Annotated in this window: 11 protein-coding genes and 1 tRNA gene; 4 read left to right on the forward strand and 8 right to left on the reverse strand. The window is 61.2% G+C overall.

Going from position 1 to position 13,074, the window contains the following annotated elements:
• The first annotated feature begins 47 nt into the window (after window positions 1-47).
• The 4 genes from ACI3GR_RS00355 (at window position 48) to ACI3GR_RS00370 (ending at window position 3,394) form a co-directional block, all read left to right on the forward strand.
• Window positions 48-953 (forward strand): LysR family transcriptional regulator, encoded by a 906-nt coding sequence (locus ACI3GR_RS00355; RefSeq protein WP_407491777.1) that lies wholly within the window; start codon window positions 48-50, stop codon window positions 951-953.
• A 107-nt stretch (window positions 954-1,060) separates the two neighbouring features.
• Window positions 1,061-2,164 carry a 3-isopropylmalate dehydrogenase gene (leuB, locus tag ACI3GR_RS00360; protein ID WP_407491778.1) on the forward strand — a complete coding sequence of 368 codons (1,104 nt, stop codon included), beginning with the start codon at window positions 1,061-1,063 and terminating at the stop codon, window positions 2,162-2,164.
• A gap of 123 nt (window positions 2,165-2,287) precedes the next feature.
• The gene (locus ACI3GR_RS00365) at window positions 2,288-3,256 is read left to right on the forward strand and encodes a DMT family transporter (RefSeq protein WP_407491779.1); all 969 of its coding nucleotides are present in this window, start codon (window positions 2,288-2,290) and stop codon (window positions 3,254-3,256) included.
• Between the two features lie 61 nt (window positions 3,257-3,317).
• Window positions 3,318-3,394: transfer RNA gene (locus ACI3GR_RS00370), tRNA-Pro, on the forward strand.
• A 38-nt stretch (window positions 3,395-3,432) separates the two neighbouring features.
• Here the strand turns inward: ACI3GR_RS00370 and arsB are convergent.
• From arsB to ACI3GR_RS00410, 8 genes are all read right to left on the reverse strand, one after another.
• Window positions 3,433-4,455 carry an ACR3 family arsenite efflux transporter gene (gene arsB / locus ACI3GR_RS00375; protein WP_407491781.1) on the reverse strand — a complete coding sequence of 341 codons (1,023 nt, stop codon included), beginning with the start codon at window positions 4,453-4,455 and terminating at the stop codon, window positions 3,433-3,435.
• Window positions 4,452-5,729 carry an organoarsenical effux MFS transporter ArsJ gene (arsJ, locus tag ACI3GR_RS00380; RefSeq protein ID WP_407491782.1) on the reverse strand — a complete coding sequence of 426 codons (1,278 nt, stop codon included), beginning with the start codon at window positions 5,727-5,729 and terminating at the stop codon, window positions 4,452-4,454. The genes arsB and arsJ overlap by 4 nt, the downstream gene beginning before the upstream one ends.
• A 1-nt stretch (window position 5,730) precedes the next feature.
• On the reverse strand, window positions 5,731-6,810 hold the full coding sequence (locus tag ACI3GR_RS00385; protein WP_407491783.1) for a DUF1036 domain-containing protein: 1,080 nt from the start codon (window positions 6,808-6,810) through the stop codon (window positions 5,731-5,733).
• A gap of 24 nt (window positions 6,811-6,834) precedes the next feature.
• The gene (locus ACI3GR_RS00390; protein WP_407491785.1) at window positions 6,835-7,833 is read right to left on the reverse strand and encodes an ArsJ-associated glyceraldehyde-3-phosphate dehydrogenase; all 999 of its coding nucleotides are present in this window, start codon (window positions 7,831-7,833) and stop codon (window positions 6,835-6,837) included.
• Window positions 7,830-8,675 (reverse strand): arsenate reductase/protein-tyrosine-phosphatase family protein, encoded by an 846-nt coding sequence (locus ACI3GR_RS00395; RefSeq protein WP_407491787.1) that lies wholly within the window; start codon window positions 8,673-8,675, stop codon window positions 7,830-7,832. The genes ACI3GR_RS00390 and ACI3GR_RS00395 overlap by 4 nt, the downstream gene beginning before the upstream one ends.
• Before the next feature lie 66 nt (window positions 8,676-8,741).
• The gene (locus ACI3GR_RS00400) at window positions 8,742-10,055 is read right to left on the reverse strand and encodes an HlyD family type I secretion periplasmic adaptor subunit (RefSeq protein ID WP_407491788.1); all 1,314 of its coding nucleotides are present in this window, start codon (window positions 10,053-10,055) and stop codon (window positions 8,742-8,744) included.
• Window positions 10,052-11,788, reverse strand: coding sequence for a type I secretion system permease/ATPase (locus tag ACI3GR_RS00405; protein ID WP_407491790.1), 1,737 nt, complete (start codon window positions 11,786-11,788; stop codon window positions 10,052-10,054). Before ACI3GR_RS00405 ends, ACI3GR_RS00400 begins: the two co-directional genes overlap by 4 nt.
• A gap of 51 nt (window positions 11,789-11,839) precedes the next feature.
• The gene (locus tag ACI3GR_RS00410) at window positions 11,840-12,400 is read right to left on the reverse strand and encodes a toxin-activating lysine-acyltransferase (protein ID WP_407491791.1); all 561 of its coding nucleotides are present in this window, start codon (window positions 12,398-12,400) and stop codon (window positions 11,840-11,842) included.
• Window positions 12,401-13,074: the final 674 nt, after the last annotated feature.

Here is a 13,074-nt window from a genome sequence, read left to right on the forward strand (position 1 = left end):
CTGTTTTGGTTACATATTGGCTTTGATTGAATATTGGATATTCATGAATGAATAGAGATTTGCTCAGTTCATTGGATTGGACGTTGGTGCAATCCTTCCTCGCCGTGGCCGACACGGGATCGCTGTCCGGCGCGGCGCGGCAGTTGGACCAATCTCAGCCGACGCTTGGACGACAGATCAAACGGCTGGAGGACGCGCTGGGCCTTGATCTGTTTCACCGACAGCCGCGCGGGCTGACCCTGACCGAACAGGGCGAGGCCATCCTGCCCGCCGCCCGCCGTATGGCCGCCGCCTTAGGAGATATCGCCCTGACTGCTGCGGGCGAAGATCGTGGTCTGTCCGGCACGCTGCGCATCACCGCGTCGCTGATCGTGTCGCATTTCCACCTGCCCGAAATCATCGCTGACCTGCGCGCCGCCGCGCCGGAAATGGCGATTGAATTGTTGCCGTCCGATACCTCGGAGAACCTGTTGTTCCGAGAGGCCGACATTGCCGTGCGCATGTATCGGTCTGAACAGCTGGATGTCGTTACGCGCCAAATCGGCTGGATGCCCATCGGTGCCTATGCCGCGCCGGAATATCTGGCCCGGAAAGGAGAGCCGAAATCGCCACAGGATCTGATGACCCATGACGTCGTAGGCTTTGACCGATCTGACCTGATCCTGCGGTCGATGCGGGACATGGGGTTGCCGATGACGCGCGATCATTTCGCGGTCCGCTGTGACGATCAGGTGACCTATTGGGAACTTGTGCGCGCGGGCTGCGGGATCGGGTTCGGGCAGCGGCCCGTAGGCGATGCCGATCCCGGCGTTGTTCGGATTTTCAACGACATGCCCATCCCGTCGCTGCCTGTCTGGCTGGCTGCGCATGATGCGATGCGGCGCACCCCTCGGGTGGCGCTGGCGTGGGATCATCTTGAACGCGGCCTCGCCCCTATTTTGCAGCCCCTATAGCGTCTGTTTCGCGCTAGCCTTTCTTGACCCCGCCCGCGCCGCGGGCTACGCCCTTCGCGACCTTGGGGCAACGGATGGCCCCGCAGCTGACGAAAAGGGACAGACCCATGACGAACCCCTCGCTTCTTATCCTTCCCGGTGACGGTATCGGCCCCGACGTGATGACTGAGGTCCGCAAGATCATCGACTGGTATGGCGAAAAGCGCGGGATCAAGTTCGACGTGTCCGAAGACCTCGTCGGTGGCTGCGCTTACGACAAGCACGGCACGCCGCTGCACGACGACACGATGGCCAAGGCGCAAGAAGTCGACGCCGTTCTGCTGGGCGCCGTGGGCGGCCCGCAGTACGACAACCTTGATTTCAGCGTTAAGCCAGAGCGTGGCCTGCTGCGCCTGCGCAAGGAAATGGACCTGTTTTCCAACCTGCGCCCGGCCCAATGCTTTGACGCGCTGGCGGATTTCTCATCCCTGAAAAAGGATGTGGTCGCGGGCCTCGACATCATGATCGTGCGCGAACTGACCTCTGGCGTCTATTTCGGCGAACCGCGCGGCATCTTCGAAGAAGGCAACGAACGCGTCGGCATCAACACGCAACGCTATACCGAGTCGGAAATCGACCGCGTCGCGCGCTCTGCCTTCGATCTGGCCATGAAGCGTGGCAAAAAGCTGTGTTCGATGGAAAAGGCCAACGTGATGGAATCCGGCATCCTGTGGCGCGAAGTCGTGACCGAGGTCGGCAAGGATTACCCCGAGGTCGAGCTGTCGCACATGTACGCCGATGCAGGCGCCATGCAGCTGACCCGCTGGCCCAAGCAGTTCGACGTCATCGTCACTGACAACCTCTTCGGCGACCTGCTGTCCGACCTTGCTGCGATGTTGACCGGCTCGCTCGGTATGTTGCCGTCCGCGTCGCTTGGCGCACCTATGGACAACGGTCGCCCCAAGGCGCTGTACGAACCGGTCCACGGCTCGGCCCCCGACATCGCGGGTCAGGGTAAGGCGAACCCCTGTGCCTGTATCCTCAGCTTTGCGATGGCGCTGCGCTATTCCTTCGACATGGGCGACGAAGCGACCCGTCTGGAACAGGCCGTCAACTCGGTTCTGGGCCAAGGCATCCGCACCGCCGACCTGCTGAACGAAGAAGGCGTGACCCCGGCCACCACGACCGAAATGGGCGACGCAGTCATCGCAGCACTGGACGCATCGCTGTAAGACGCGCCATTACGCAAAATCCACGGCCCCTTCTGCCCGGCAGAGGGGGCCTTTTTCTTGCGCGAAGGCTGCAAAGCCCTAGTCTGAAAGGCATAGGGAGGATGTCACAGACAAGAGGTCGCCATGCGCGGACCGCTGCCCGGACTTCTCTTTGCCCTATTGGGGTTTGCCCTGTTTTCCACCCACGACGTGGTGGTCAAGACGCTTGGCGGGGCATACGCGCCGTTCCAGACGATCTTTTTCTCGGTCCTCTTCTCATTTCCGATCGCTACCCTGATGCTGCTGCGGGACGCGACGCCCGGAACCTTGCAGCCTGTGCATCCCGGTTGGGTCGTCGCCCGCACGCTGGCCGCGGTGATCGCCACCATGTGCGCCTTTTACGCCTTTTCCGTCCTGCCCTTGGCCGAGGTCTACGCCATTCTTTTCGCGACCCCTTTGCTGATCACGGTCCTGGCGATTCCGATCCTCGGCGAAAAGGTCAGGCTGCGGCGCGGATTGGCGGTCCTTTTCGGCCTTGCAGGGATCATCGTCGTGCTGCAACCGGGACAGACCACCCTGACCCTTGGCCATCTGGCGGCGCTGACCGCGGCGGTCGGCGGGGCCTGCGCGTCTGTCATCGTACGCCGCATCGGGGCCGAGGAACGCTCTGTCGTACTTCTGCTATATCCGTTGGTCGCGAACTTCACCGTCATGGGCGCCGCGCTGCCGTTCGTCTATCAACCCATGCCGCTGGTGGACATCGGGCGGGTCGCGCTTACCGCGGTGCTGGCCTTTGCTGCGATGACCTGCATGATCCGCGCCTATCGCCTGACCGAAGCCGCGCTGGTCGCGCCGATGCAATATTCGCAAATCCTGTGGGCGCTTTTGTTCGGCGCGCTGTTGTTCGGGGAAACACCCTCATCGCGCACGCTGATCGGCGCAGGCATGGTCATCGCCAGCGGGCTGTACATCGTGTTCCGCGAAAGCCGCGCAGGTGTTTCCGACACCACGCCCGTCCTGAGATCGCGTTCGCGCGTGGGAACGCCCGCCGCGCTGCGCCTTGGTCCGTTGATGCGCCTGCGGGGCTGGACGCGGCACGAGGGTAAAAGTTAGCCCCCGGCGCACAACCCTCTTGTCAAGATGATCCAAAGGCGCTACGCCGCAGCCTCACGGTCGGAGTGTAGCTCAGCCTGGTAGAGCACTGTCTTCGGGAGGCAGGGGCCGGAGGTTCGAATCCTCTCACTCCGACCAATTTTCACGATCATTTCGATAAGACTGCGCCAGACAGGTTAGACCTGTGTCGGCTCCGTAAACCTGTGCCGCGTCCGGTTTGCAAAGCCGACCAGCGACAGCATCACCGGCACTTCGACCAATACGCCCACCACGGTGGCCAGCGCCGCACCGGAATTCAGCCCGAACAGGCTGATCGCCACGGCCACCGCCAATTCGAAAAAGTTCGAGGTGCCGATCAAGGCGCAGGGGGCGGCGATACGGTGTGGCACCTTCAGCGCAAAGGCCGCGCCATAGGCCAGCGCGAAGATACCATAGCTTTGCAGGATGATCGGAACGGCTATCAGCAGGATAACACCCGGCTTGGCCAGAATCGTATCGCCCTGAAGGCCGAACAGAATCGCGACGGTGGCGATCAGCCCGACGACGGACCACGGCTTGATCTTGGTGGAAAACGTATCGATCGCCTCTTGTGTCCCCAACAGGCGCCGCGTCCCAAGGCCCGCCAAAAGTGGCAGCAGGACATAAAGGACCGTGGCCAGCACCAGCGTCTGCCAAGGTACGGTGATATCCGTGACCCCGAGCAGGAACGCGACAATCGGGGCGAAGGCCACCACCATGATCAGGTCGTTCACGGAAACCTGTACCAGCGTGTAGGTCGCATCGCCCTTGGTTAGTTGCGACCAGACGAAGACCATCGCCGTACAGGGTGCGGCACCCAGCAGGATCAGGCCTGCGATATATTGCGGCGCGTCTTCTGGTGCGATCCAAGCGGCGAAGACGTGGTCGAAAAACAGCACGGCCAGAAGCGCCATGGTGAAGGGTTTGATCAGCCAGTTCACCACCAGCGTGATCAGCAGTCCCTTGGGCTGCCGCGCGACGCCAGACACGGCGCCGAAATCGACGCCGACCATCATCGGATAGACCATCGCCCAGATTAGGACGGCGACGACTAAATTGACGCTCGCCACTTCGGTGGAGGCGATGCCCGTCACCAACAGCGGTGCCGCCTGACCGATCAGCACGCCGCCGATCATGGCAAGCGCGACCCAAAGGCTCAGGTACCGTTCAAAGATGCTCATGCCATGGCCCCATCCGACTGCGGGTCCAATCGGCCCGAGGTTAGGGCCGCAAGCGCGACCATGATCGCCGCGGTGCCCATCACAAGGCTTAGCCCGCCAATCTGATAGGTCAGGCCGGATAACACTGTGCCCAGCAGCCGTCCGCCGGCATTGGCCATGTAGTAAAAGCCCACGTCCATCGTCACACGTTCGGATTTCGAAAAGGCGAGGATCAGGTAGGAATGCAGAGAAGAGTTCACAGCGAAGATCGCGCCAAAGACAAGAAGCCCCGCGACCAGCGTGACGGTCAGCCAGAGTTGCGGCCCGTCGGATAGCGCGATGGCCACCGTCAATGCGGCGGGCACGAGGAACAAGGCCCAGGCCCAGGATCGGGCGGCGCTGATCAACTCTGGCTCGGGCCGTGTCGCTGCGCGCAGAATCCGGGGGGCGCTGGCCTGGACCGCCCCGTAAAGGATGATCCAGATGGCCATGAACGTTCCGATCATGAAGAACGCGGCGCGATTGCCATCTTCGGTCCCGTCCGACAGCACAGCGTAAAAGTAGATCGGGATACCGACCACGAACCAGACGTCTCGCGCACCGAACAGGAAAACCCGTGCCGCCGACAGCCAGTTCACATTGCGCGATTTCGACCAGACTTCAGAAAACTTGGCCCCCTTACGACCCTTCGGTAGCCCTGCAGGCATGAAGACCATCACAGCGATCAGGATCAGTGCCAGCACGCCCGCCATGCCCAGAACCGCCCCGTCGAACCCGGCGGTCGCCAAAAGCGCGGCGCCCAGTAGAAAGCCCAGCCCTTTCACCGCGTTCTTCGATCCGGTCAGGACGGCGACCCAGCGAAACAATCCGCCGTCGCCCTTGGGGGCCAACAGCTTGACCGCGGATTTCGATGACATCTTGGCCAAATCCTTGGCCACGCCCGACAGCCCCTGCACACCCATCACGAACGCGACCGAGGCCGCGATGGTCCAACCCGCATCCAATTGCGCCAAGGCCAGCAGCGCCACGACCTGTATCGCCAATCCGGCATAAAGCGTCGCCGTCAATCCGAACCGCGCTGCGATCCAGCCCGCTGTCAGGTTGGTGACCATCCCCGCCACCTCGTACAGCACGAACAGATATGCCAGTTGAACAGGGCTGAACCCCAAGGTGTGAAAGTGCAAAAGCACCAGCATCCGCAATGCGCCGTCCGTCAGCATGAAAGCCCAATAGGCAGCCGTGACGGCGATATAGGCCGACAGCCCTTCTGGACGGTCGCGGGATATGTCTGTCATCTCAATTCACATAACTGAAGGACCGCGCGCCACCTTCGACCGCGTCTTCGACGATCAGGTGTCGCGGTCCGGTGTCGCGCACGATCCAGCAGGATGGGCCCATGCTGGGATCATATTCCGGCCAGGCTATGATCACCGGCCCCACGCCATTCGAGGCCGCGCATTCCGGATGAAGTTCAAAGGCGTATTCCTCGGCGATATTGGCATCGTGGATCCAGCGCAGGCGGTTGCCTTGGATCATCCACGCGGTGCCGCTGCCAGTGTCGTCTTCCCAAGTGCCCTGTAGAAATTCCATAAGCCCATCCATCTGGCCTGCCTGCAACGGCGGCGCGGCGGGCGGTTCGCTGAGGGCGATGTCGCGCACCATGATGTCGGCGCGATCGCCCGAGTAATGCATCAGGTCGCCGCTAAGCTGCAGGAATGTCCCGATCTCATAGCTGTTCAGGGCCGAGATCACCGAAGGCGCGGTCGGCCCGTCCTCGGACGCGATATAGACCCAGCCGTCGGCATGCAGTTCACACTCCAGATCTTCGTTCACAGCCCAGCAGCCTTCGAACCGGCCGCTAATGGTCAATGGCTCACCAAAGGTGCCGGGGCCGTTGTCGATCTGTGGGCCGTCATCCGGATAGGCGATGTTTTCTTCGGGGTCTGACATCGGCTCTTTCGCCTTGGACGACGATTTCTTGGCCGCGGGGGCGTTCAGCGTCAGGGTGAAGTCTGTGGCCCCGTCCAGTTCGATTTCGTTGAATCCAACGCGGGCGTAACCCCGGTCGCCGCAATCCTTGTCGCCGACGATGGTGAATTCGGTCTCCTGCGTGCAGAACATGTAGCTTTCGTGGTCAAAGCTGATCGCACTGCTTTCCGCCCGCCAGTAATAATGCGTGCGGGGCAGGTCACCTGCGATCAGTATCTCGCAGGTGCCGGTGTCGACGTTCCACCACCCTTCGGACGTCCAGCCATCGTCGCCCTTGTATCCAACCGCCATCGACACCGAAGCGCCGCTGTCATTACAGACCTCCAGCGCGGCCAAGGCCGCACCAGGGGTGGTTACACAAAGCGTGAAGATCAGCGGTCGAAGCATGGGAAAAGCCTTTGCGGTCAAGCGTTATAGCGACGCCCCGACCATCCGGGCAACGTCCGCCAGCCGCTGGGCATATCCCCATTCGTTATCATACCAAGCGTAGATTTTCACCTGTGTCCCGTTGATCACCATCGTCGACAGCGCATCCACGATCGAAGACCGGGGGTCGTTGGCGTAATCCGTCGACACCAGCGGCCGGGTTTCATACCCCAGAATGCCCTTCAAGGGACCGCTGGCGGCAGCTTCGAACGCGGCGTTGACCTCTTCGGCGGTGGTCTCACGCTCAACCTCAAACACACAGTCGGTCAGTGACGCGTTCAGCAGCGGCACCCGAACGGCGTGGCCGTTCAACCGTCCCTTGAGCTCGGGGTAGATCAGGGTGATCGCTGTGGCCGATCCGGTGGTGGTCGGGATCAGCGAATTCAACGCTGACCGCGCGCGGCGCAGGTCTTTGGCGGGGCGGTCGACGATGGTCTGGGTGTTGGTCACATCATGGATGGTGGTCATCGATCCATGTTTGATCCCGAAGGTTTCATGCATGACCTTCACCACGGGCGCCAGACAGTTCGTCGTGCAGGATGCCGCCGTGACGATCCGGTGCTGCGCAGGGTCATAGGTGTCGTCGTTCACGCCCATCACGATGTTCGCCGTATCACCATCCTTGACCGGGGCCGAAACGACGACCTTTTTCACGCCCGCATCAAAGTAGGGCGCAAGTTTCGCGTCGGTCTTGAACGCGCCGGTGCAATCGATGACGACATCGACACCGTCCAGCGGCAGGGCCGTCAGATCCTTCGTTCCGATAAAGGGGATGCGTGTGCCATTGATGGTGACGCTGTCGTTGTCGTAGGAAAACTTCGCATCCCAACGGCCATGCACCGTGTCGAACTCTAGCAGATGGGCGTGTATCTCTGGATCGCCCACCGCGTCGTTGATCCACGCGATGGTCATGCCTGCATCCAGCAGGGGCTTTAGCGCCAGTTTGCCGATCCGGCCAAGTCCGTTGAGAGCGTAGGTGGTCATTGAGTGGTCTCCGGGGTAACGCGGCCGATGTCGTCGACGGCTTGTTGCAGGGCGATGCGATCAAGGCTGGAAACGGGCAGGGCAGTGAACGCCTCAATCCGCCGTTTCAACGCGCCGTAGGCCTGTTGGAAGGCAAGGCTTTTCTGTGCGTTGGTGCCTGTCGCCTTGACCGGGTCTTCCATGCCCCAATGGCCGCTGATGGGCTGACCGTCCCAAGCTGGGCATTCTTCGTTAGCCGCCTGATTGCAGACGGTAAAAACGAAATCCATCTCTGGCGCGTCGGGGCCACTTAATTCCGATACGTTCTTGGCCCGAAGGTCGCCTATGTCATGCCCCTTGTCCTGAAGGACCTGCAGGGCAAACGGGTTCAATTCAGATTTTGGCGTTGTGCCCGCAGAATAAGCGGTGAACCGATCCTGCCCAAGCGACCGTAATAGGCTTTCGGCAAAGATCGACCGGGCAGAATTGCCGGTGCATATGAACAGGACATTGTACTTACGGTCGGTCATGGCAGCGCTTTCCGGGCTGGGGAACATGGACAGGTCAGTGCAGATATCGGGGCGACCGCGGCAGCAATCCTGAAACAGGAAGCCGAACAGCTGTTGTACCGCCGTCATATTCACGGAGTAGAGAAGCGAGGTGCCCACCCGGTCCTGCGCCACCAATCCCGCCCGCAGCAGCGCGGACAGATAGGTGGACATGGTGGAGGGCTTGACGCCAAGCGCGCCCGACAGCTCACCCGCCGGGACGCGGTCCGGATACCGGCGCATCAGCAACCGAAACACCGCCAGACGCTGCGGATGCCCTAAAACGGCAAGTTGGTCAGAGCTTTCTAATTCCATATTTCATGGATTATTGAAATATAGCAGCAAAGGCAAATGAAGCTTTTATGACGCGGCAGCGGCAGGTCACTCTTCGCGGAAGGCTTGGTTTAGCTGTTCGGATAGGGGTTTCATCAGATAGCTCAGCACCGATCTGTCCCCGGTTTGCAGGTAGGTTTCCACAGGCATCCCCGGCACCAGACGGTTATCGCCAAGCCGGGCCAGTTCCTCATCATCAGCCGACACCCGCACACGGTAAAAAGCCATGCCCGTCGCTTCGTCCACCACAGAAGTCGGAGAGACGTCGATCACCGCACCGTAAAGTTCGGGCGTGGTGCGCTGATTGAATGCGGGAAACCGCAGGGTCGCGTCCTGCCCGACATAGACCTGATCAATTGAGGCCGGATCGACGCGGACCGAGAAACTCAGCGCCTCGTCCACTGGCACGATCTGCAGGATGGTCGCGCCGGGGGGCACCACGCCGCCAAGGGTCGTGATCTGCATTTCATGGATCCGACCCGTCACAGGTGCGCGGATATCGATCCGGCTAAGCTGCTTTTCGGTCGACAGGATCTGCTGACGTAATTCGTGGATGTTGTTGGTGACCTGACGCAGTTCGGTGGCCACCTGTTCCCGCATCTGACGTTCACCCTGCAGGATCTCCAGTTCGGTATCTCGGATGGAATTCTGGATGCGCGCCAGTTCCGATCGGGGTTCTGCGATCTGACCCAACAGATCCGCCTGATTACGGCGCAGCGCCAGAACTGCATTGGCCCGCGCCAGCCCTTTGTCTGCCAAACTCTGGACCGAGGCGAGCTCATCCTCCAGCAATTTCAACTGTTCCTCTTTCGAGGCGATCAGCCCTTCGACCCCGGTGGTCTGGTTGCGAAACTGCGCGATCTTTTCGGTTAATTGTTCCCGGCGACCTGCTTCGAATATCCGCCGCGCCTCAAAAATGGCGGCCTGTCCGTCGCGGTGTGAGGCGATGTCGACGCCCGCGGTCAGTGGGTCATCGGCCGACAGAGTAATCTGATCTGCGCCGACCTGTTCCGCCAGCAGACGTTCGCGCAGGGCAATCGCTTCGGACAGGCGGGTGCGATAGATATCCAAATTCGCCGACAACAGGGTCGCATCCAGCCGCACCAACACGTCGCCCTGGGTCACTGACTGGCCGTCTTCGACAAGGATCTCTTCGACCACACCGCCGTCCAGATGCTGTACCGACTTGGGCTTGCCCACCACCTCGACCGTGCCGGTGGCAATGACCGCCCCGGCGATATTTGTGCTTTGCGCCCAGTAGACAAAGGCGGAAAACAGCGCGACCGCCGCGACCAGCCCCAGCCAAGAGGCCGCGCGCAACCCGGTGCGCAACTTGGGTCCGGTATCGATGGCTAGGGTCATTTCGCAGGCTCCGGCGTGGCGGGTTTGGCTGTGCTCCGGGTGCGCTGAGGGGCCGACATCTTTTGCAGCACGTTCTCTTTTGGCCCGAACTCTGCGACCCGGCCATGATGCAGGACCAGCACCTTGTTCACCGCGGCAATGGCAGAAGGCCTGTGGGCCATGACGACGACGGTGGATCCGGCCTCTCTCAGTGCGACGATCGCGCGGGCCAGTGCGTCATCCCCCGCCGCGTCAAGGTTGGAATTGGGTTCATCCAGAATGACATAGCGCGGCATCCCATAGACCGCGCGGGCCAGCCCGATCCGCTGCACCTGACCGCCGGAAAGGGCGTCCAGCCCGAATCCCAGTTCGGTCGCGTAGCCTTCGGGCAGGCCCAGCACCATTTCGTGCACGCCCGCCAGCTTGGCCGCGGCGATGACCTTTTCGTCGTCCGTATCAGGATCGAAACGGGCGATGTTGTCCCGGATCGTCCCGGCCAGCATTTCCAAATGCTGCGGCAGGTACCCGATGTGTCGACCCAGTGCCTCTGGTGGCCATTGATCCAGCGTCGCACCGTCCAGACGCACCTCGCCCGAGTCGGGCTGCCACGCGCCCGTCAGCAGCCGCGCCAAAGTAGATTTGCCCGACGCCGACGGCCCGATGACACCCACGGCATCTCCGGGCTCTAGGGCGAAGGACACCTCGTCCAAGATCGGCGGGGCATCCCCGGCGGCCTTCTGGCCGGGGGCGTATTTCGTCAGCGCACGGACCGTCAGGTGGCCTGTCGGGTCCGGCAGGTTCACCCGGTCGCGCGGGGCTGGCATAGCTTTGAACATGGCCTTCAGCCGCTTGTGCGCCTCGCGGGCGCGGACCACGTTGCGCCACTGACCGATGACCAGATCAACCGGTGCCAGCGCCCGGCCTGCGATAATCGACGACGCGATAATCATGCCCGGAGAGATCTCCTGCTGCAGCGCCAGATACCCGCCAAGGCCCAAGAGCGCCGATTGCAACAACAGTCTGAACGCCTTGGACGTGGCGGCAAAGCCTTCGGCCCGGTCGCCGCCGATCTGTCCGGTGGCCAAGCCGCGCGAATGCATCGCGCTCCACCGATCGGCGACGCGGTCTGCCATGCCAAGCGGCAGGATGGCATCCGCCGTGCGACGCGCCTGTTCGACGAAAAAGCTCTCTGACGCATCCATGCTCATCGCCTGCGCATGGTGGCGACGCGTCAATGCCTGGTTCAACAGCGCCAGGGTCACGACGACGCCCACACCGGCCAGTGCCAGCATCCCCAGCCAAGGGTGCACGACCCAGACGATCAACAGGTAGAAGGGGATCCATGGCGCATCGAAAAGCCCCAGCATCGCAGGGCTGGACAGAAACCCGCGCAGGATCGCCAGATCGTTCAGCGGCCGGGTCAGATCTTTGCTGCCCGCAAGCCCCGACCGCATCCAAGCTGCAAACGCGTCTTGCCCTACCGCCTGATCCAACCGCATCGCGGCGCGTGACAGCAGCCGTGTGCGCAGGAAATCATACAGTGCCAGAAAGGCATACAGCACCACGACGATGATAAAGAGCCCTTGCAGCGTGGCCAGCGACCCGGATGACAGCACCCGGTCGTAGACCTGCAGCATGAACATCGGCCCGGTCAGCATCAGCACGTTCACAACGGCCGAAAATACCGCGACCACCACAAAGGTCCGGCGCATACGGCGCATCGCCACCGTGTATGGATTTTCCCACCGTCTCATTGCCGCGGCGCTATCCCCTTGCTGTCGTCACCGCAGGGCCTGACCAACCTATCAAGCCTCGGCGTCGGCTTTCTGGTGCTTCTGGATCCGCTCCAACGTGTCGGCATCCACCAGACGCGTGATGATCGGATGAAGGCGCAACTCGCCGTCTTTGATCACCTGCTGAAAGTTCGCGATGACGCTGCCGGTGGTTTTCTGGTCGATCGCAATCACGTCCAGTAACCAGTTGATATTCCCCGATACCCACTCATTGGGCTTCAGCCGGATCGGATAAACCCCTGCCTTGATCTGATCTCGGATTTTCAGATCGACCTCTTCGGACACGCTGGCCCAGATCGCCATGCCAGCCATGTCGCCCGACGGCCCGCCGGCATCTTTGGTGTAGGCCATGGCGATACGATCGACGGTCAATGGTTCCAGCACCAGATGCTGAAGGTCCGACAGGGTCTGATGGCGGTATCTGGGCTGGGTCATCATCGCCATGACGACCTTGCCAAAGCTTTCCCGGACCTGAGCGCGCAACTTGGCGATCTTCTCGGCCACCTCTGCTTCGTTCAGCGGAGGGGTCGGCGTCTCGGTCCCGTTCTTCGAGCTATCGGATTTCTTGGTCATGAAAATATCCTTTTACAGATTTGCGTTCACTATAACCGGGCGGTTGTCCGCGTTCGCAAGACTCAATTGGTCTGCGCCGGGATTTATCTGACGTGAACGGCTGGGGCTGTGGGTGGATCGAACGGTGCAAAGCGTCTGATTCGAAAACTGCGGAAAAGTGATTCGCGAACAATGTCGTAAAGCCGAACGAGAATGTAATAAGTGTATGAATTAGCTTATATAAACCGGCCGTCGCTCTAATCTCAAAGACCGATGATTGGCAACCGTTCGCGAACAATCCCTGCCGGAACGTCGAATTGTAGTTAACCAAATTTCACGGGTCGTGACTTAAGCCCTTCGGCGGCCAATCGGGCGCATACACAAAATTGGGTACGTGGAGCAGTTTTCGGGACGCATCTGCCCGGCAGACTGGTTTTCAAACAGCGTTAAGCGCGCGTTAACGTTGACTCAGAGCCCCCCGGACTCCGACCCTTACAGGGTCATTTTGACCTGCAGTTATTTTTTCGACGGGCTTCCTGTTTTTACCCGGGGGGAGATTGTTTTGATCCACGCCATTTCCGCTATGGCGCTTCAGCCATTCGCAACGTCGGGCGCGCTTTGCTGCCCGACGACTTTGGCTGCCTGCCCCGCGCTGATCGCCCCCAAGCCCCTATTGCCCGCATCGGAGATGCCCC

It is taken from the genome of Pseudooceanicola aestuariicola (assembly GCF_045763785.1).
GTDB lineage: Bacteria > Pseudomonadota > Alphaproteobacteria > Rhodobacterales > Rhodobacteraceae > Pseudooceanicola.